The 19,709-nt window shown below is 67.2% G+C and carries 18 protein-coding genes and 1 tRNA gene; 10 read left to right on the top strand and 9 right to left on the bottom strand.

The window, feature by feature from the left end; all coding sequences use genetic code 11:
• Positions 1-49: 49 nt before the first annotated feature.
• Entirely contained in the window at positions 50-697 is a 648-nt protein-coding gene (gene orn, locus AB4Y75_RS05200; protein WP_441434790.1) for an oligoribonuclease, read from the bottom strand.
• Positions 698-895: 198 nt separating this feature from the next.
• On the opposite strand from orn, the gene mptB (AB4Y75_RS05205) reads away from it, so the two are divergent.
• On the top strand, positions 896-2,440 hold the full coding sequence (mptB, locus tag AB4Y75_RS05205; protein ID WP_441434791.1) for a polyprenol phosphomannose-dependent alpha 1,6 mannosyltransferase MptB: 1,545 nt from the start codon (positions 896-898) through the stop codon (positions 2,438-2,440).
• Positions 2,441-2,560: 120 nt separating this feature from the next.
• Here mptB (AB4Y75_RS05205) and AB4Y75_RS05210 read toward each other — a convergent pair whose 3' ends face one another.
• Both AB4Y75_RS05210 and AB4Y75_RS05215 read right to left on the bottom strand, forming a co-directional pair.
• Entirely contained in the window at positions 2,561-3,844 is a 1,284-nt protein-coding gene (locus AB4Y75_RS05210; RefSeq protein WP_441434792.1) for a glycosyltransferase 87 family protein, read from the bottom strand.
• 9 nt (positions 3,845-3,853) lie between these two features.
• Positions 3,854-5,131, bottom strand: coding sequence for a glycosyltransferase 87 family protein (locus AB4Y75_RS05215; RefSeq protein WP_441435265.1), 1,278 nt, complete (start codon positions 5,129-5,131; stop codon positions 3,854-3,856).
• Between the two features lie 297 nt (positions 5,132-5,428).
• On the opposite strand from AB4Y75_RS05215, the gene mptB (AB4Y75_RS05220) reads away from it, so the two are divergent.
• Positions 5,429-6,937, top strand: a complete 1,509-nt coding sequence (gene mptB / locus AB4Y75_RS05220; RefSeq protein WP_441434793.1) for a polyprenol phosphomannose-dependent alpha 1,6 mannosyltransferase MptB — start codon at positions 5,429-5,431, stop codon at positions 6,935-6,937.
• Between the two features lie 19 nt (positions 6,938-6,956).
• Here mptB (AB4Y75_RS05220) and AB4Y75_RS05225 read toward each other — a convergent pair whose 3' ends face one another.
• The 3 genes from AB4Y75_RS05225 to AB4Y75_RS05235 all read right to left on the bottom strand — a co-directional run bounded on the left by AB4Y75_RS05225 (position 6,957) and on the right by AB4Y75_RS05235 (position 10,403).
• Positions 6,957-8,210, bottom strand: a complete 1,254-nt coding sequence (locus AB4Y75_RS05225; RefSeq protein ID WP_441434794.1) for an MFS transporter — start codon at positions 8,208-8,210, stop codon at positions 6,957-6,959.
• A gap of 46 nt (positions 8,211-8,256) precedes the next feature.
• On the bottom strand, positions 8,257-10,077 hold the full coding sequence (gene glmS / locus AB4Y75_RS05230) for a glutamine--fructose-6-phosphate transaminase (isomerizing) (RefSeq protein WP_441434795.1): 1,821 nt from the start codon (positions 10,075-10,077) through the stop codon (positions 8,257-8,259).
• A gap of 65 nt (positions 10,078-10,142) precedes the next feature.
• Positions 10,143-10,403, bottom strand: coding sequence for a hypothetical protein (locus tag AB4Y75_RS05235; protein ID WP_441434796.1), 261 nt, complete (start codon positions 10,401-10,403; stop codon positions 10,143-10,145).
• Positions 10,404-10,829: 426 nt separating this feature from the next.
• Between AB4Y75_RS05235 and AB4Y75_RS05240 the strand changes: the two genes are divergently transcribed.
• The 6 genes from AB4Y75_RS05240 (at position 10,830) to ettA (ending at position 15,588) form a co-directional block, all read left to right on the top strand.
• Positions 10,830-10,961: a hypothetical protein gene (locus tag AB4Y75_RS05240; RefSeq protein ID WP_441434797.1), complete on the top strand. Its 132-nt coding sequence runs from the start codon at positions 10,830-10,832 to the stop codon at positions 10,959-10,961.
• Between the two features lie 473 nt (positions 10,962-11,434).
• Positions 11,435-11,507 (top strand) — tRNA-Arg (locus tag AB4Y75_RS05245).
• 116 nt (positions 11,508-11,623) lie between these two features.
• Positions 11,624-12,202 carry a hypothetical protein gene (locus AB4Y75_RS05250; RefSeq protein ID WP_441434798.1) on the top strand — a complete coding sequence of 193 codons (579 nt, stop codon included), beginning with the start codon at positions 11,624-11,626 and terminating at the stop codon, positions 12,200-12,202.
• A 291-nt stretch (positions 12,203-12,493) separates the two neighbouring features.
• Entirely contained in the window at positions 12,494-13,132 is a 639-nt protein-coding gene (locus AB4Y75_RS05255) for a single-stranded DNA-binding protein (protein WP_441434799.1), read from the top strand.
• An 86-nt stretch (positions 13,133-13,218) separates the two neighbouring features.
• The gene (locus AB4Y75_RS05260) at positions 13,219-13,758 is read left to right on the top strand and encodes a DUF6993 domain-containing protein (RefSeq protein WP_441434800.1); all 540 of its coding nucleotides are present in this window, start codon (positions 13,219-13,221) and stop codon (positions 13,756-13,758) included.
• 147 nt (positions 13,759-13,905) lie between these two features.
• Entirely contained in the window at positions 13,906-15,588 is a 1,683-nt protein-coding gene (gene ettA / locus AB4Y75_RS05265; RefSeq protein ID WP_441434801.1) for an energy-dependent translational throttle protein EttA, read from the top strand.
• A gap of 136 nt (positions 15,589-15,724) precedes the next feature.
• On the opposite strand, the gene AB4Y75_RS05270 is transcribed toward ettA, so the two are convergent.
• Positions 15,725-16,651 carry an acyl-CoA thioesterase gene (locus AB4Y75_RS05270; RefSeq protein WP_441434802.1) on the bottom strand — a complete coding sequence of 309 codons (927 nt, stop codon included), beginning with the start codon at positions 16,649-16,651 and terminating at the stop codon, positions 15,725-15,727.
• A gap of 144 nt (positions 16,652-16,795) precedes the next feature.
• Here AB4Y75_RS05270 and AB4Y75_RS05275 point away from each other — a divergent pair, with 144 nt between their 5' ends.
• Positions 16,796-17,278 carry an acyl-CoA thioesterase gene (locus AB4Y75_RS05275; protein ID WP_441434803.1) on the top strand — a complete coding sequence of 161 codons (483 nt, stop codon included), beginning with the start codon at positions 16,796-16,798 and terminating at the stop codon, positions 17,276-17,278.
• Between the two features lie 101 nt (positions 17,279-17,379).
• A complete protein-coding gene (locus tag AB4Y75_RS05280) occupies positions 17,380-18,090 on the top strand; it encodes a hypothetical protein (protein WP_441434804.1) in 711 nt (236 codons plus the stop codon).
• A 169-nt stretch (positions 18,091-18,259) separates the two neighbouring features.
• On the opposite strand, the gene AB4Y75_RS05285 is transcribed toward AB4Y75_RS05280, so the two are convergent.
• Together AB4Y75_RS05285 and AB4Y75_RS05290 are read right to left on the bottom strand one after the other, a co-directional pair.
• The gene (locus tag AB4Y75_RS05285; RefSeq protein ID WP_441434805.1) at positions 18,260-19,048 is read right to left on the bottom strand and encodes an alpha/beta fold hydrolase; all 789 of its coding nucleotides are present in this window, start codon (positions 19,046-19,048) and stop codon (positions 18,260-18,262) included.
• Between the two features lie 222 nt (positions 19,049-19,270).
• Positions 19,271-19,708: a globin gene (locus AB4Y75_RS05290; RefSeq protein ID WP_441434806.1), complete on the bottom strand. Its 438-nt coding sequence runs from the start codon at positions 19,706-19,708 to the stop codon at positions 19,271-19,273.
• Between the last annotated feature and the right edge of the window lies 1 nt (position 19,709).

The following is a 19,709-nucleotide window of genomic DNA, read 5'->3' on the forward strand; positions in this document are numbered from 1 at the left end:
TGCCACTTTTGCCACTTTTCGCGAAAAAAGTTTTGCCGTGTGGCGCAGATTACAGCTGCTCGTCGGCCCGTGCCGCGCTGGCGGAGCTCTCGGGGGCGTCGGAGATCCGAGCCGAGATCTCCCGGGCCTTCGCGGTGTCCGGTCCCGGGGCGGGGACGAAGACGGCCTGACGGTAGTAACGCAGCTCGTCGATCGAGTCGCGGATGTCGCCGAGGGCGCGGTGGCCGCCGTGCTTGGCGGGGGCCTGGAAATATGCGCGGGTGAACCAGCGGCGGGACAGCTCCTTGATGGTGCTCACGTCGATCACCCGGTAGTGCAGATGATTCACCAGCTCCGGCATGTCGCGCAGCAGGAACATCTTGTCGGTGCCGATCGAGTTGCCGCCCAGGGGAGCGACCCCCACTCCGGGGACCCATTCCTTGATGTACGCCAGGACCTTCTCCTGCGCCTCGGCCATGGTCATGCCGTGGGGGAGTTCGTCCAGCAGCTTCGAGTCCGTGTGCATCTGGCGGACGAAGTCGTTCATCTGGGCCAGGGCCTCGTTGGACGGCTTGATGACCACGTCCACCCCGTCGCCCAGGATGTTCAGCTCCGAGTCGGTCACCAGGGCCGCCACCTCGATCAGGGCGTCGTTTTCCAGGTCCAGCCCGGTCATCTCGCAGTCGATCCAGACAATTCGCTCTTGTGTTTTAGCCACGAGGAAAGACTACCGGTCGGTAGCGCGAGCACCCGGCATCCGGGCGGCTCGACGTCGGAGGCTTCCGCTCATCCGGTGATCGCGCTGATAAAATGGCGTCTGCAAAAGCAGGGGCCTGGCCGGCAGTGCCGAGAGTCGTCCCTGGCAGCACGCTGGGATGGAAGTGGTACGAACGGACGGGTGGCGGTGGTGACAGGGATGGCCGAGACACAGGACGGCACCACCGTGGAGAAGCAGCCGCGCAGGCGCCGCCTGTCCTGGCGTGAACCGTGGGCCGGCAATCCGTGGCCGGCCATCATCGAGGGCACCATCGGGTCCTTCCTGATGTTCGCGGGCTCGATCGGCATGGGCTGGATCGCTCCCGCCTCGCCGATGCTCCGGCATCCACTGGTGATCTTCCTCCGCACGGACGGGCAGGGCATCGCCGCGTCCACCTTGGCGCTCAGCCTCGGCGCGATGATCCTCATCCGCTCCTGGATCCGGCTGGGCCAGCGCCTGGGCGGCTGGGGGAGCGGCTCTCTCAAAGCAGTGGTCTGGGCGGTCGGCCTCTGGGCGCTGCCGCTGTTCTTCGCGGTCCCCATCTTCTCCCGCGACATCTACGCTTACACGGGGCAGGGCCGGCTCGTCGCCGAGGGCCTGGACCCGTACTCGCAGGGCATCTCCTCCCTGAGCAACTGGTTCTCACTCGGCGCGGACAAGGCCTGGGCGGAGAACCGCACCCCCTACGGCCCGTACTTCCTGTGGCTGGCCCGCGCGGTCGTCGGGATCACCGGAGCCCAGCCCGACTACTCCGTGCTGCTCTTCCGCGTGGTGGCGCTGATCGGCGTCGTGCTGTGCCTGGTGTACGTCCCCAAGCTGGCGGCGCAGCACGGGATCAATCCGGGCCGTGCCCTGTGGCTGGCCGTGGCGAACCCGCTCTTCCTCATCAGTTTCGTGGCCAGCGCGCACAACGACGTGCTCATGGTCGGCCTGGCCGTCGCGGCCTTCTACTTCGCCTCGGTCGGCAGACACAAGACTGCGCTCCTGCTCATCACGGCCTCGATCGGGGTGAAGATCATCACCGTGGTCTTCCTGCCGTTCCTGGCGCTCATGTGGGCCGGGAAGGGCGCGAGCTGGCTCCGCAAGGTGGTCTTCTGGGCCATCAGCGGACTGGGTTCACTGGCCATCCTCCTGGTCAGCGGGATTCCGTACCACCTCGGGATGGGCTGGATTTTCGCCCTGACCGATCCGACCCCCGGCTACACGGGCTACGCCCCGTCGGGCTTCCTGGGGCAGCAGCTGGAGATGATCTGCAATGCGCTGGGGCTGCCCGGCGGAGACATCGCCACCGGCTTCCGGAGCCTGCTGAAGGTGGGCTCGATGGTGATCGCGGCCTTGCTGATCCTGCGGGGCAAGCACGAGCATCTGGTGCGGCGCGCGGGTCTCGCCATGGCGTCGATCGTCCTGCTCTCGCCCATCATCCAGCCCTGGTACATCCTGTGGTTCGTGCCGCTCCTGGCGGCCACCGGCATCCGCAACGACTGGCAGGTCAAGTCCCTCTACGTGGTGGTGACGTTCTTCGTGGTCTTCGGGGCCCAGGACCAGCTCTCCGTGTACCCCTTCGTCCAGTTGGGCGTCCCGGTCACCTCGATCGCGTTCTTCGTGGCGCTGGGCATGACGGTGTACCTGGCCTTCCTGGACGTGCACACCCGGAAGGCCCTGTTCGGCGGCCGGACCTCGGATGGCAACTGGGGCGTCATCTGAGCCGGTCCGCGCTCCTCTGAGCGGGACGCGCCGGGCCAGGAGGGCTCCGGCGGCGGAAGACGGAAAAGGACGACGACGGCGCGCTGGGTGCGCGCCGTCGTCGTCCTGTGAGAGCCTGCCTCAGAGAGCGGGGGCCGGGGTGCCCCCGACCCGCCGCGAGGCGGTGCGTCCCAGATCCAGCGTCCGGCGGATGGACCACACCAGCAGAACCACCAGCAGCACGTTGCGCAGCGTCAGGACGGCGGCCATGACCGGGTGGGCGTGGATCAGTGGCGTGTAGAACAGCGGGTAGATCACGAACGTGGTCATCGCGATGACCATGAGGAGTGCGCCCGGCACCTTCCAGCGGTTCCAGTCATGCGTGAGGCCTGCGATCACCACGGGGGCCAGCCAGATCATGAACTGCGGCGAACCCACCTTGTTGAACACGATGAACGCGGTGGTCATCAGGAGCGCGCCTTCGAGGAAGAGCTCTTCGCGCTCGGCCCCACGGCGCAGTGCCCAGAGGAGCATCGCGGCTCCCGCCACGATCACCACCAGGAACAGCGGCTGCATGAGCCAGGCGGCCACGGAGGCGCCCGGCCCGTAGACCTCGGACGAGTTGATCGCGACGTTGTCCGCGATCCGCGAGCCGGCGATCCCGAAGACGCTGAGCCACACCCAGGGAGTCGAGAACGTCGCCTCCAGCTGCATCCCGCGCTCACCCTGCTGGAGCATGAAGTCCGCGATGTGCGAGAGATTTCCGGTGCTCCAGAGACCCACGGCGACGAGGGCCGTGACCACCACACCGGTGGCCAGGACCTTGAGCCGGTCCCTGCTCGCGATCACGATCGGCGCGATCACCGCGGCCGGCCAGACCTTGATCCAGGTCGCGATGCTCAGGAGGGCGCCGGCGAGCACCGGGCGGCGGACTGCGGCGAGCAGGCCCACCAGCACGAGCGGCGCCACGACGCCCTCCACCCGGGCGAAGCTCAGGTAGCCCATGAAGACCAGGAAGAACATCCACCACCAGGCCGGGGCGATCCCGGTCTTCCGGCGCGGACCGGACATGAGCACGGCGAGAGCCCAGGCGTTCAGGGTCGTGATGAGAAGGAACCAGCCGAGCAGGTACAGGGACGGCCCGAGGATGTTCGCCAGATGGATGGGGATCTGGGCCAGCGCCGGGTACACCCACGGGGTGATGGGCGCCATTCCCGGCCGGTCCGGGACAATGCCGGTGGCCCACTGCCGGTACTGCTCCGTGTCGCTGAAGGTGTCTCCCCGGAGGAAGAAAGACGCCATCCAGGCCAGGAAGTAGCCGTGCACCACGGCGAAGCCCCACCAGACGCTGGCGCGCGTGCCGAACCACGCCACGACAGCGGCGGGCAGGACTCGGTCCCGCAGGGAGGTCAGACGATCCAGCATGCTCAGCTCCTAGGCCGCGGCGACAGCCGGCGCGGCGGCCTTGGCATCGCGGCCCAGGACGTACAGGCGGTGGACGGAGATGACCAGAAGACCCACGAGCAGGAGGTTGCGAACGGTCAGCACCAGGGCCATGAGCGGGTTGTTGTGGCTCAGCGCGTCGTAGAAGAGCGGGTAGATGAGGAAGGTGGTGATGGCGATCAGGATCAGCATCACGGCGGGGGTGCGCCAGGCCTTGAAGTCGTGGATCAGGCCGAGTGCCACGGCCGGCGCCAGCCACACCATGAACTGCGGGGAGCCGACCTTGTTGAACACGATGAACGCGGTGGTGAGGGCGAGAGCCCCGGCCAGGAGCAGTTCGGTGCGGTCGATGCCGCCGCGCAGCTTGCCCTGGTGCAGAGCCCAGAACACCAGGCCGGCGACCACGACGGCGGCGAGCACCAGCAGCGGCTGCATGAGTGCCGACATGACGGTGGTGCCGGGGCCGTCCACCTGCATCGAGTTGATGTCCGTGTTCATGTACATGTGTGAATCCCCGACACCGAGCACGGAGAGCCAGAGCCAGGGGGTGGTGAAGGTGGCCTCGAGCTGCATGCCGCGGTCACCCTGCTGCGTCAGGAAGTTCAGGAGGCGGGGGAGCACGCCCAGCGCCGCCGCGACGGCTGCGACACCGGCGGTGACCACCACGCCGCCGAGGATGACGCGCACGCGGTTCTTCACGACGGCGAAGAGCGCCAGCATGACCGCGGCCGGCCACACCTTCATCCAGGTCCCGACGGCCAGGATCACGGACGCGACGAAGGGCCGGCGGACGCCGTGGATGAGGGCGATCAGGACGATGGGCGCCGTGAAACCGTCCACGCGGGCGAAACCGAGCCAGCCCATCAGGAAGACGAAGCTCAGCCACCACCAGGCCGCCGTCATGGACTTCCGGTTCCGTCCCCAGTCGGTGAGCATGCCCAGAGCCACGCCGTTGAGCACGGTGATCATGAGCACCCAGAGGAAGAAGAACAGCGCCGGGCCGAACGCGTAGGCGATGGCCATGGGCGGCAGGGCCAGGATCGGGTAGACCCACGGGCTCGGGCCGGAGATCAGCTGATCGTTGAAGCCGGCGGCCACCCAGTCGAGGTAGATGAAGGTGTCGCTGAAGGCCTCGTTGCGCGTCGCCAGCACCAGGGCGAAGATCAGGAAGACCGCGTGGAGGACTCCGAAACCGGTCCAGAGACCCTGCGGGGTCGTCAGCCAGTCCTGGGCTCGGCGAGGGATGAGCCTTGTCCTGAGATCCGTCAGTTTCGAGAAGAAGGCGTCGGAGAAAATGGGCTTGTCCTTGTCTGCCAGCGAATGGGTCCACGGCCAACACGCGCGGCCTCGGCCTGGGCGTGGTGGTACGGAGACAATGGCCCAGACGGTACATTTTATCCCAGCACCCTTCTTCCCAGCGGATCCTGAGATCACTCGGATAGCCTCGACGAGGGTGCCGCGGCCTGCGGGTCCCGCTTCCGCCCGGTTGCCGCGAGGCCGCCGGGCCTGGCGCGTGCCTTACATCACGTGCCGTGAATCAGAGTGTCGGAAGGAACCAGACTGCAGATGAGTGCGCCGAAGCCCGCCGGGGGCGGGGTTGAGGTGGCGTTGCGCCAGGGACTGATCGGCTCGGTCCTGATGACCCTGGGTTCCGTGGGGGTCGGCTGGCTGGCCGGTACCAGCAGCGTCCTGATCCGCACCTGGCCATTCATCGTCGCGCGCACCACGCTGCCCGCCGTCGTCGTCTGCACCGTCATGCTCTGCGCGGGAGCCGTGCTGCTCCTGCGCGCCTGGCTGCGTCTCGGCCAGAAGGTGGGCGAGTGGACCCCCGAGACCCGGCCGATCCTGAAAAAGGCGCTCTGGTACTGGGTGACGCCCATGGTGTTCGCGGTCCCGCTGTTCAGCCGCGACATGTACGCGTACATCGGTCAGGGCCGCCTCATGCTGCAGGGCCTCGATCCCTACACCAACGGGATCTCCTCGCTGAGCAATTACTTCAACCTGGGGCCTGACACCCTCTGGACGGAGGCCCCGACGCCCTACGGCCCCCTCTGGCTGTGGATCGAGTTCGGGGCCGTGCTGGTGTCCGGCGGCGTTCCGGAGCCGGCGCTTCTGATCTTCCGTCTGGCCGGTGTGCTGGGTGTGGTCCTGCTGTACATCTACCTGCCCCGGATCGCGGCACTGATCGGGCTCAACCCGGAGCGCACCCTCTGGCTCGTGGTGCTGAACCCGGTCCTCCTGATCAATTTCGTCGCGAGCGGCCACAACGACTCCCTCATGATGGGCCTGGTCGTGGCCGGCCTCTACTACGCGGCCACGCGCCGCGCGGTGCGGGGCGTCATCCTGATCACCGCCTCGATCGCCATCAAACCCATCACCATCCTGGCCCTGCCCTTCGCGGGTCTCCTCTGGGCCGGGCGTGAGGCGCGCTGGCCGCGCCGCCTGCTCTGCTGGGGCGCGACGGCGGGCATCTCCCTGGGTCTGCTGGCGGTGGTCGGGGTGACGAACGGACTCGGCTTCGGCTGGCTGGGCGCGCTCCAGACACCGGGCGCGGTCTGGATCTGGTTCGCCCCGGTGGGGCTGATCGGCCACGCGGTCGGCTTCGTGGTGCAGCTGCTCGGAGGCTCCGGGGATCCGGTCACGGACGTCATCCTGACCATCGGCAAGGTGCTGTCCGTGCTGGTGGTCCTCTGGCTCGTGTTCCGCTGGCCCCGGAAGGACCAGGACTTCACGCGGGAGATCCTGCGCAACAATGCGTGGGCGTTCGCGGCCGTGGTCGTGCTGGCCCCGGTGATCCAGCCCTGGTACATGGTCTGGCTGCTGGTGTTCTTCGGCATGACCGGGATCGCGGAGGGCTGGCAGCTGCGCCTGGTCTACTACTTGACGGTGTTCTTCGTGCTGATCGCCCTGACCGATCAGTTGAGCGTGTTCGGCTGGATCCCGTTCGGGATGCCGGTGGCCCGGGGAGTGGCGATCGTGGTCGGCGTGGTGCTGGTGCTGCACCTGATCTACGCGGACCGCAAGACGCACCATCTGTTCAACGCGCCCCGGCTCCGGAAGCGCAAGGCGGGCTGACGGCCTCCGCCGGACGGGCTCAGCGCCCGCGGGGCTCCGGATCGCCTCCGGGCGCGGTGCCCGCGGGATCCGCGGTCTGGAGCTTCCGGGAGTCCGGGATCAGTGACCAGGTGAGAGCGGCGGCGGCGAGCAGCGCCGCGGTGACGGAGAAGGCCCAGCCGAAGCCCGCGGCGTCGAGCAGTGCTCCCGCGACCAGCGGTCCGAGCACGCCGCCCAGATCGCTCGCCATCGAGTAGGCGGCCACCACATTGCCTCCGCGGCGCTGTGCCAGGACATCCGCCAGCACGGCCTGCTGCGCCGGGTTGACCAGAGCCGATCCCATGCCGGCGACCACCATGAAGACCAGGGTGGCCCACAGGACCGGCATGCTGGGAACCAGCAGATAGGTGGCCGTCATGAGCACGAGCCCGGTGACCAGCAACGGCTTGCGGCCCATCGTGTCGCCCCACCGTCCCGCGGGGAAGATGAGCGCCGCGTTGCCGGCCGCGTAGGCGGCCAGGACCCAGGCCGCCGTCGCCGGGTCGCCGTGCAGTCCGACGACCACGAAGATCGGGATCACGGACACCCGCACCCCGAAGGACGTCCAGCCGAACGCGAACACCGAGAGAAGCAGGGCGCGGTACTGCGGGACGTTCAGCGCCGCGCGGAACGCCACCGGCGCCTCAGCCCCGGGCCGCGGCAGGCTCCGGGAGGCGTGGCTCGACCCGCGCAGGGCGATCGCCACGACGGACGCCGCAGCGAGCAAGGTGAAGAAGTAGAACACGAACGGCGCACGCAGACCGAAGGCCGTGACGATCCCGCCGAACACCGGTCCGAGCAGACCGCCCAGCAGGAACCCGGCGGCGTTGAGGCTGGCCACGCGGGCCCGGGCGTCCGGAGGGCTCACCTTGATGAGCAGGGCGGTGGCTGCGATCGTGAACAGGGCCGAGCCGATGCCTCCGGCTCCCCGGAGCACGAGGAACTGGACGTAATCCACGGCGAGTGCCGAGGCGCCCGTGGACAGGGCGACGATCAGGATGCCGGTGATGTACGTCCGGCGCTCGCCGAACCGGTCGATGACGCGACCCGCCACGGGCGCGGAGACCACCCGCATGAGGGCGAAGGCGCTGACGATCGCGGACGCCGCGAAGTTGGAGACTCCGAACTCCAGCGCGAACTGGGGGATGACCGGTGCCACCACGCCGTAGCCGAGTGCCACAGTGAATCCACCGGCCACCAGGGCCCAGACTTCGAAGGGCAGCCGGGTATTCCGGGGTTCGGGGGTGTTCAGCACCTGTCGATCTTAGCGGGGCCCTCTGTCATCGCGAGGTTCCGGCCCCTCACTCGACCGTGACGGACTTGGCGAGGTTCCTCGGCTTGTCCACATCGTGACCCAGGAGGACGGCCACCTGGTAGGCCAGCAGCTGCGTCGGGATCGTGAGGAGGATCGGATCCAGCTCCGGTTCGTTCTTGGGGACGACGATCGACTGCGCCTTCAGGTGCCCGAGGTCGACCGATTCGTGCGTGATCGCCACGAGCGGACCCTTGCGGGCGAGGACCTGCTCGGCAGCGGCGACGTTCCGGTCGCTCAGCATGTCATCCGGGATCACCGCGATCGTCGGCATCTCCTCGTCGATCAGCGCCAGGGGACCGTGCTTGAGCTCGCTGGTCTGGTAGGCCTCCGCGTGGATGTAGCTGATCTCCTTGAGCTTCTGCGCGCCCTCACGCGCCACCGGGTAGCCGCGCACGCGGCCGATGTAGAACACGCTGCGTGCCTTCGCGATCTCCTGGGCGAGCGCGGCGACCTGGCCGGCGTCGTCGAGGATGGCCTGCAGCTGTCCGGGGATGCGCTGCAATCCGCGCAGGATGCGCTCGCCCTCGGCATGGGAGAGGTCGTGGAGGCGTCCCAGGTGCAGGGCGAGGAGCGCGAAAGCGAGCGCCATATTGGTGAGCGCCTTGGTGGAGGCCACGGAGATCTCCGGGCCGGCGTGCAGGTAGATGCCACCGTGCACGGTCCGGGCGATGGTGGAGCCGACCACGTTGACGACGCCGATCACACGCCCGCCCTTGCGCTTGATCTCCTCGACGGCGAAGGCCGTGTCCGCGGTCTCGCCGCTCTGGCTGACCACCACGTAGAGCGTGTCCGGTTCGATGATCGGCTGGCGGTACCGGAATTCGGATGCCGCTTCGGCATCCGCGGGGATGCGGGCGAGGTCCTCGATCAGCTGGGCGCCGAGCTGGCCCACGTAATAGGCGGAGCCGCAGCCCAGGATCTTCACGCGGCGGAAACCGCGCAGCTCCCGCGGGTCCAGTCCGAGCCCGTCCAGCCGGGCGGTGGCGAAGCGCTCATCGAGCCGCCCGCGGAGCACCATGGCCGCGGCCTCGGGCTGTTCGTGGATCTCTTTGAGCATGTAGTGCTCGTATCCACTGAGTTCCAGGTCCTCGGCCGCCACGCTGATCTCCACGGGCTCGCGGCTGGTGGGGCTGTTGCCACGGTCGAAGGTCCTGAACCCGGTGGCGGTGACCGTGGCGAGTTCGCCGTCCTCCAGATGCACCACCTGGTTGGTGTGGCGGACCAGGGCGGCGACGTCGCTGGCCACGAGCATCTCCTTGTCCCCGATGCCGATGATGAGCGGGGACCCGCTGCGCGCGAGCACGATGCGGTCCGGGTGCTGTTCGTCGAGCACTGCCAGGGCGTAGGTGCCGGTGATCTTGCCCAGGGCCTCCAGAACGGCCTCTTCGAGCGTGGCGGCGGCCGAGCGGGCCACGAGGTGCGCGATCACTTCGGTGTCCGTGTCGCTCGTGAAGGTCACGCCTGCCTCGGTGAGCTGCGCTCGCAGGCCGGCGGCGTTGTCGATGATGCCGTTGTGGACCACGCTGATCCGGCCGTCCTCGCTGCGGTGCGGGTGCGCGTTCTCCTCGACGGCTGGACCGTGGGTGGCCCAGCGGGTGTGGCCGATGCCCGCCTTCCCGGTGAGCCGCTTGGGGAGCGCCGACTCGAGCTGGCGTACGCGGCCGACCTGCCGGACCGTCGTCGTGCCCTTGGAGCCGACGACGGCGATGCCCGCCGAATCGTAGCCGCGGTATTCCAGGCGGGTGAGGCCTTCGATGAGGATGGGCGCGGCGGGCTGATGACCGATGTATCCGACGATTCCGCACATGGGGGAGTCTCCTGGTCGTTGAGGGTGAGTGGTGGGTGCTGCTGTGGGGGTGGGAGCGTGCCCGCTCAGCCGTAGATCATGCGGCGCAGCTGCCGGACCGACAGCTCGGGCGCCGCGAACGGCCGGTCCCGGAGTTCGGCGGCGATCAGTTCGAAGGCTTCGGTGTTCCGGGTGCCGTGGACCTGCAGTTCCGCGTGGCGTCGCCGGACGTAGCTGTCGACCGTCTCGGTGTGCACCGCCAGAACGTCCTCGATCACCCGGGCTGCGACGGATTCCGGCAGGCCCGTGGATCCGGCGATCCGGCGGATGAGGTCGTGGTCAGGCATACAGGGAGTATTGCCGATTTGAGGTCCAAACGCCAAAAATCTGCCCGAATTCGGGCAGGAAACGAGGAAGAGGCGCGATTTTTTGTGCTGTTGGCGGTCCGAAGCGGGGAAGGAGGGTGCATCCGGGGTGGAACGCGAAATGCCCGGGCTTCCGGTTAAAGGAGGCCTGGGCGTCCGGGCTGGTACCCCTGGAGGGAGTCGAACCCCAACCGTCGGATCATGCGGTCGGGAGTTCGGGGCCGTCGTCGACTTGGCTGTCCCGCCGACGGCGACGCGAGTGCCCCTGCGGAAGGCGGCGCAGGCGCTCTCGAGAGGAAGTGAACGGCGTTTACTTAAAGGTATGCATGTACTACATCGGCATGCGTCATATTTTTGACTAGCCAAGGTGGCGCGACGCGCCAAGACATCTCAAGAATAGGGGCTGAGATGGACGCGATTGAGAAGCTTCTCGCCAGCGGGATCTATCGCAGCGCCCGGGTCATGGTCGCCTTGTACTACTGCGAGGGCCTGCGCGCCAGCGAGATCGCCGCGGTGCGCGGCTGCGAGGATGTGGACTGAAGCCGTCGAGCGATCCGGACGGTATGCAAGGGAAACTAGCGGACAATGCTCCCGATCCCGGATGCCGCATGGTTCGCGGTGCGGGGCCTGCCGAGGGGCGGCTGCCGGTTCCCCAGCAGCGTCAAGAACCGGTATCGCCCGGCGGGCAAGGGGCGCACTACCGGGCGGTCGGTTTCCGAGGTTCTGGGAGACGCCATCCGCTGTGTCGGCTTGAAGCACAAGCCGCGTGACTTGCGCGCCGCGACGGCCAGGGAGATGAACCGGAAGAAGGTCTCCGTATGCATCATCCAGCGGGGCGCGAGGAACGAGCTGATGGAGACTATGAGCTCCTGCCTCCCGGCGGACGTAGTGCAGGTTTGGAGGGCCTGGAAGCACTGCCAACTGCCAGTGGTGGGGACGTCGGAGAGGTCGGGGCGGCGGCGTGCGGCTTGATTGTTAACGTGACATCAACAAATTGCTAGACTGTCACCCGCGCCCCTGTAGCTCAGAGGATAGAGCAGTGGCTTTCTAATCCAACGGTCGGGGGTTCGATTCCCTCCAGGGGCACGCGGCACACAAGTCCCGCACGGTACGCCGTGTGGGACTTGTCGTTTGACAAACATTCGTTGTTCCTTGGTTCTGCATTACTCCAATACTCGTTATGCAAACCATGAAGGAGCATCGTGAAGTTTTCGTTCAAGAACAAGGCCGTTCTGGTGGGGCTGGGCGCAAGCCTGCTTGCCGCGACGCTCTCTATCTCGCCGGCCACCGCTAGCCCGGCGGTAGTACCAGCCCCCGCGCCCGTGTCGGGTCCGGTCAAGGTCGTCACCTTGGACCCGTTGATCCCCGCGCCGAAGGCCCCGACGATGGAAGAGAAGACTCGAAAGCTCCCGGCGGCACAGAGGAAGCTTGCCCTCTCGGGGGTGCCAGCTGTCCTGACGGTGGACGTCAAGTCGGGAGAGGTGACTTCCGTGACTCCCACGAGCGACTTCGCTGGGGTGTCTACGCTGGGGATCTCCACCAACAACACCTGTCAGACGGGCGAGGAGGGATGCTACTACTCCGGCCAGACTCCGTGGGCTGACTTCGGGTTCAAGGGGACGGGGACAGCCACCGGGAATTGGCCGTACCGTAGCGCCTACGGCTCGAAGACGCGTTACAACCAGGCTTGTTCGACCTTCGGATGCTATGTGAAGGCTCGCCCGGGGCAGTTCGTCCAGCTCACCGGTACTGCTACCGGAACCTCGTACACCTTGTTCTGAGGCTTACCCGAGGTAATCGCTTGTAGAGACCCCACAATCCCAGCAGGGTCAAATTTCCCGGGATTGTGGGGTCTTCTGTGTTCGAGCGCGGATCCGCCGACTTGGAAGGCCGCTGCACTATCCACTGAGCTACAGGGGCCGTACCGGGTAACCCGGCGGCCCATCGAGTGGGTGCCGCAAGTTGTGGAGCGCCAGTTGCCAGCCTTGTCCACATAGGGCAGGAAGCCGCTCCGCGGGCCCGGGTGATCCGACACGCTGGAGTCACCGATTCAGCACGAGAAAGGAACGACCATGGCAGACATCATCACGGTGCGGGGATTCGTGGCCGGAGACGTCCGACCGGGAACCACCAACGGCGGGGTCAACACGGCGAACTTCCGCCTGGGGTCCACCGACCGGCATTACGACAGGGCGACGCAGCAGTGGGTCGACGGGGACACCAACTGGTTCACGGTGCAGGCCTACCGGCAACTGGCCGGGAACATCGCCGGAAGCGTCAAGAAAGGGCAGCGTGTGGTGGTGATGGGCCGTCTCAAGCTCCGGCAATGGGAGAGGGACGGGCGGATCTACAACGTGGCCCAGATCGAGGCGGAGAGCATCGGTCACGATCTCAGCTGGGGCACGGCCAACTATCAGCGGAGCTCCGTGCAGCAGCCCGTGAACCGCGAGCGTGAGGGCGCCGAGCAGGCGCCGGACACGGTAGCCGTCATCAACGGAAAGCGAGTCGACCCCGAGACGGGTGAAGTCCTCGACGGACCTTCGGAGTCAACCGATGAAAACGTCGCGGTGACGGAACGAACGGAGAGTGACGGGGAGCGCGGAGGTCAGGGTGGCGCCGTGGGTCAGCACTCCGGCCTGGAGCACGACGAGGACTCTGAGGAGGTAAGCGCTGAATTCGAGGCACAGGGACGCTATCCGGACGCCGCGTGAGGCCCCGCTCCCGAGGTGACTTCGGCTCACGGTGCTGTGGCAGGCTCGCGGCGCCTTGACGGCAGGGCATGGCACAATAACGCCTGATGAAGCCCTCCGATCCTGTCCCGCGCTCCTCCGTCGGCGAACCCGCTCTGCCCGGAGGCCGACGGCTGTCCTCCCGCCGCTTCCCCGGACGTTTCCACCGCCCGGCGCTCGCCGTGTCCGTGGGGCTCGGTCTGATGCTGACCGCATGCAGCTCACCGGCGCCGTCGTCAGGTGGGCCGGATGCGGAACCGTCCGCGACCGCAGGCGTCACAGCGAAGCCGAACCCTGCCGAACAAGCGCGGCAGAAGGTCCAGGCCTCCCTGGAGAGAAGCCTCCAAGGGGTGTCGAAGCCTGCCACCGATGCCGTCCGCAAGGCCATGCAGGCCGCGGTCGGCCCAGGGGTGGCCGTGGAGGTCAGTAACTCCGTGACTCCCACCGGCCTCGCGGCGGACGCGGTGGTGGCCGCCGCCGTCGTCGCTCCGAAGAACTGTGTGTTCGTCTACCTTCGGGACGGCGCGGTGAGCACCAAACTCCTGCCGACGCTGAGCAGCGGCAAATGCTTCGTCGGCGACCAGGGCGGGCCCCGGGCCGGCTCCTGAGTCCTGTCCGACCAGGGATTCCTGACCGGCACACGGGAGCAGGAGTCGTCGGGTCAGGGTCCGCCGCCGGTCCTCGACGGTGCGGAAGCGGGGCCGGCGAGGAGAACGAATAGGACTTCGGCATGCCCACGCACTAGATTTAAGGTCATGGCGGAATTCATTTACACGATGACCAAGGCTCGCAAGGCCGTTGGTGACAAGGTCATTCTCGATGACGTCAGCATGTCGTTCTTCCCCGGTGCCAAAATCGGTGTCGTGGGCCCGAACGGTGCTGGTAAGTCGACCATCCTCAAGATCATGGCCGGGCTGGACACCCCCTCGAACGGTGAGGCGCGGCTGAGCCCCGGGTACAGCGTGGGCATCCTGCTCCAGGAACCACCCCTGAACGAGGAGAAGACCGTCCTGGGCAACGTCCAGGAAGGTGTCGCTGAGATCTACTCCAAGGTCCAGCGTTTCAACGAGATCTCCGAAGAGATGGCCAACCCTGACGCGGACTATGACGCTCTGCTGGAGGAGATGGGCAAGCTCCAGGAAGCCATCGACGCCGCCAATGCCTGGGACCTCGACTCCCAGCTGGAGCAGGCGATGGACGCACTGCGCTGCCCCCCGGCTGACGCCGACGTGACTGTCCTCTCCGGTGGTGAGCGCCGCCGCGTGGCGCTCTGCAAGCTGCTCCTGCAGAAGCCCGATCTGCTGCTCCTCGACGAGCCCACCAACCACCTCGACGCCGAAAGCGTCCTGTGGCTGGAACAGCACCTCAGCAACTACGAAGGCGCCGTCCTGGCGGTCACCCACGACCGGTACTTCCTGGACCACGTCGCACAGTGGATCTGTGAGGTGGACCGCGGACGCCTCTACCCGTACGAGGGCAACTACTCCACCTACCTGGAGAAGAAGCGCGCTCGTCTGGAAGTCCAGGGCAAGAAGGACGCCAAGCAGGCCAAGCGCCTCGCCGAGGAACTGGACTGGGTCCGTTCCAACGCCAAGGGCCGCCAGACCAAGTCCAAGGCCCGTCTGGCCCGCTACGAGGAGATGGCTGCGGAGGCCGAGCGCACCCGCAAGCTCGACTTCGAAGAGATCCAGATCCCGCCGGGACCCCGGCTGGGCAACCTGGTCATCGAAGCCGAGAACCTGCGGAAGGGCTTCGACGACCGTGTGCTGATCGACGGGCTGACGTTCTCCCTGCCCCGCAACGGCATCGTGGGCGTCATCGGCCCCAACGGCGTCGGCAAGTCCACTCTCTTCAAGACCATCGTCGGCATGGAACCCCTGGACGGCGGTGAGCTCAAGATCGGTGACACGGTCAAGATCTCCTACGTCGACCAGAGCCGTGGCGGCATCGACCCCGAGAAGACGCTCTTCGAAGTGGTTTCGGACGGCCTGGACTTCATCCAGGTGGGCCAGGTCGAAATGCCGTCCCGCGCCTACGTGGCCGCGTTCGGCTTCAAGGGCCCGGACCAGCAGAAGAAGGCCGGCGTGCTGTCCGGCGGTGAGCGCAACCGCCTGAACCTGGCGCTGACCCTCAAGCAGGGCGGCAACGTCCTCCTGCTCGATGAGCCCACCAACGACCTCGACGTCGAGACCCTCAGCAGCCTTGAGAACGCGCTGCTGGAGTTCCCGGGCTGTGCCGTGGTCGTCAGCCACGACCGCTGGTTCCTGGACCGAGTGGCCACCCACATCCTCGCCTACGAAGGCACGGAGGAGGACCCGGCCAACTGGTATTGGTTCGAGGGCAACTTCGAGTCGTACGAGGCCAACAAGGTGGACCGCCTGGGTGCGGAAGCGGCCCGTCCGCACCGCGTGACCCACCGCCGCCTGACCCGCGACTGATCGCGGACCGGCATGGCTGAGCCGCCAGGTGGCGGACCAGCCATCAGACAACGGCAAGGGCCGACGACCGCGGGAGACCGCCGTCGTCGGCCCCTGCCGTTTCCGCCCTGAGCCGAGGGGCTCAGGGCCCCGCGCCTCACAATTCGGGGACCCGGACCATGCCCTCCTGCGCCACTGACGCCACCAGGACGCCGCTCCGGTCGTAGATCCGGCCCTGCGCCAGACCGCGGGAGTTCTGGGCGCTGGGGGAGTCCTGCACGTAGAGGAGCCACTCGTCGGCGCGGACCGGCCGGTGCCACCACATCGCGTGGTCCAGGCTGGCGACGCTCATCCCGGGTTTGCTCCAGGCCAGGGAATGCCTGCGCAGGATGGGTTCCAGCAGCGTGTAGTCGCTCGCATAGGCCAACGCGGCGCGGTGCAGTGCCGGGTCGTCCGGCAGCTTGTCGAAGGTCTTCATCCACACCGCGTTCCGGCTGCCGGCCTGGGGATCCGGCCCCAGGTACAGCGGGGCGTCGATGTGGCGGATGTCGAACGCCCGCTCGTAGGCCCAGTAGCGCGCCACCGGGTGATCGATGCCGCCTAGAAGCTCCGCAGTGGACGGCAGCGACTCCGGATCCGGCATCCCGTCCGGCATCGGCACGAAATGATCCACGCCCTCATCCTCGGTCTGGAAGGAGGCGATCATCGACAGGATCGGAACCCCGCTCTGATAGGCGTGCACGCGCCGGGCGGAGAAGGAACGGCCGTCCCGGAGCCGCTGCACCCCGAAGGTGATGGGCTCCTGTGAATCGCCGGCGCGGAGGAAATAGCCGTGCATCGAGTGGACGGCGCGTTCCGGATCCACCGTGCGCCCTGCGGCCATGAGGGACTGCGCCAGAACCTGGCCACCGAACACCCGGCTGCGGGGCTGTTCGTGCACCGGGCCCACGAAGATGTCCTCATCCGTCCTGATGCCGTTGAAATAGTCCAGTTCCAGGAGCTTGAGGAGCTCCTGAGTCGCCTTCCTCCCGCTCTCCTGGGCATCCGGAAGTTCGGGGGAAGGTCGATCACGCTCGGCAGTCATGGAGCTGACTTTACTCAGTGTTTTCGCGGACTCTCAAGCGAGAGCGCGGTGGCATTTCGGAGGCGGCCCTCCATGAACGCAGGGTGGTGGCGACGAGGCCCCGGACGACCGGCGATCACTGCCGGATCTGGAAGAATCTCCCTCATGACAGAACGCCCCGGCCTGAGTTTCCCCGTCCAGATCCGCTTCGGTGACATCGACAGCTACGGTCACGTGAACAACGTGGTCTACCTGAGCTATCTCGAGGACGCGCGCGTGCAGCTGATCCACCGGGCGCTGGGCGAGGACGCGGGTGCCGGGGCCGCGGAGGAGGACTCGTTCCACGATCTGGTGGGCGTGGAGAACTTCACCCTGGTGGCCCGGCACGAGATCGAGTACGTCAAGCCACTGCTCTTCCGCACGGACCCGGTGCATGTGAACATCTGGGTCACCGGCGTCGGCGGCTCCAGCTTCGACTTCGGTTACGAGGTCGCGGAGCCGGACGGTTCGGCCGTGTACGCGCTGGCCGCGTCGTCCATGGTCCTGGTCAACCGCGAGAGCGGCGTGCCGGTCCGTCTCAGCCCCGCGCAGCGTCATGCGCTGGAGCAGTGGAACGGCGAGCCGGTCCCGTTCCGCCGACGTCGCTGATCGGCGGTCACCAGGTCTCTGCGCCGGGGCACGTGCTCCGGCATTGAGGCGTATGACACAGCCGGCCCCTCGACGGCGCGGGCGCGAGTAAAGTCGATGAGGTGCAAGCACCCACCCTTTCGCGTCCGGAACAGCTCACGTTCAGTGACGCCCGCGACCTCGCCGATCTGAAGAACTTCGTGACCCGGGCCAAGTCGATCCAGGATTCGGGGATCCGTCTGCAGGCCGCGGGACCGGTTCTGCTGGCTTCGGTCTGCGTGCTGCGGCCGGCTCTGCTGGGCGAGGCGACGCCGACCGTCCTGGGGCTCCGCACCGTCGCCCTGGCGGCGCCGGTCGAGCTGGACGTCACGGTTCCGCTCGCTGCGATCCTGGACCGTGTCGCCCGGCAGCCGGAGGCCTCGCACCTCGAGATCCCTCCCACCACCGTCCGTGAATCGTGGGCCGGTGTCAGCGTGCCGCGTGGCCCGTGGGAGCCGGTCGCCACAGTGTCCGGTGTGGCGCTTCGTGAAGCCGCCGAGGAAGGCATCCGCCGGGTGGCGGGGATTCTTCCGGACAGTCCCGGAGCGCTGATCGTCAACAACGCTCGGGCGAGCGTCTGGGGTGGACCGTTCGCGGCTCCGTGGACCGCGGAGCAGCCCGAAGGCGCGGAGTCCGCCGAAGCGCTGCCGCGGGGCGCGGCCTTCGCGGCGCATGCGCTCGGGTTCCTCACCGACGACGGCGAAGCCACCCTCTTCCGGCACGGCACCTGGTGGCGCCTGAGCACGCCGGCCGGCCACGTGCTGGTGCGCCGCGCCGCCAGCCTGGCCGGCTGATCAGAACCCGCTGCCCGCATTGTGGTTCTCCAGCGCAGCCGGGCCAGACTCGATGTGTGTTCCTCGGGCGAGGGGGCAGGCTGACCTCGCCGGGGTCACGCAACCTCGCGGACCACCTCGACCGCACCTGAACAAGAGCTCCGTGATCATTGGTGTGGTCTGCGGAGCGTCATCTGGTCGTCGAATGCCATGGCGCGGTAGCTGCTGCTATCGCAGTGGCTACGGCGGTGGGATCCTCCCATGCCATCGAGTGGCCTACCGCTGGCACGACCAACACGTCGATTCCGTGCCCGGGCAACTCCGCCTGGTCATGATCGGGCAGGGAGTTCTCGCCGATGAGGTACGCGCGGGGAACGTTCAAGTCGTACAAAACGTGTCGTCCGCTCGGCTGCTGCCCCCGTTTGAGGGAATCGGCCAGTCGCCACATTGCGCGCGGCGACCAATGGGTCACCGTTGAAGCCCAGTTGTCGTTGCCAGCGCTTCGGGCTGCGGCGATCAACTGTGTGTAGCCGTGTTCGATGAATGCCTCTTCGGACTGGCTGGCCACTTGATACGAGCCGGCGTCCGGTGGACTCGGGTCCAGGTTTGACTCACTGAGCACGAGGCCGCGCAGCCGGTTTTCCACTCGTCGACCAAGCTCCAAGGCGATTGCTCCGCCTGCGCTGTGTCCGAAAAGTACGAAGTCGCTCAGATCCAGGTGGTCAATTAGTTCTTCCAGCACGGCTGCATGGTCGCTCACGCGGTAACCGAAGTCGTTGGGACGGTCGCTGTAACCGCATCCGAGCAGATCAACCAAGATCCGCCGACGCCCCGCCAAGCCCGGTTGGGTGGCGACTTGCGGATAGTCGTGGCTCCCTGAGCACCCATGCCCATGAATGAACACAATCGGCACCTCGTCACCTGGCAAGTCGAGGTATCTAATGAACGCTCCGCCCGAAGTTGACCACAGTTCACGCACGCCACCAGTATTCCACGGCAGATGCCTCACGGAAGGGTGTGACCTGCGCTCACCGCCTCAAGCTCGGGCCGCTACGGCATATCCAGGCTCGCGCTCATCTGGCGCTGCATGGGCTCGCCAGTTCGCTCGTCGATCGCCGCTACGACAAGCACGCCACCGTCTACCCGCCGCTGTCCTCACCTACGCCACCATCCCCTGGTCCAAGACATTGTCGGGCACGCCTCAGCCGGGCGTGTTGACCAGCGAGTGCGCGGCGCGCTCCAGGTAATCCCAGAGCGTCGCCTCATGCAAGGGCGCCAGGTCCAGCGAGTCCACGGCCGCACGCATGTGCAGAAGCCAGCGGTCCCGGGCCTCAGCCGTCACGGTGAAGGGGAAGTGCCGCATCCGCAGACGGGGATGACCCCGCTCCTGGCTGTAGGTGTTGGGTCCGCCCCAGTACTGCTCGAAGAACATCGTGAGCCGGTGCTTCGCGGGGCCGAGGTCCTCCTCGGGGTACATTGGCCGGAGCAGCTCATCCTGGGCCACGCCCTCATAGAACACGTCCACGAGCTTCACGAACGTCTCGTGGCCGCCGATCAGCTCGTAGAAGCTGTCCGTGTACGTGGGCTGTGAGAAGGGGTCGTTGCGCATGAGCTGCGGACGCTCCTCGGGGTTGACCATG

Origin of the sequence: Arthrobacter sp. RAF14 (assembly GCF_052114185.1) — a bacterium.
Lineage (GTDB): Bacteria > Actinomycetota > Actinomycetes > Actinomycetales > Micrococcaceae > Arthrobacter_E.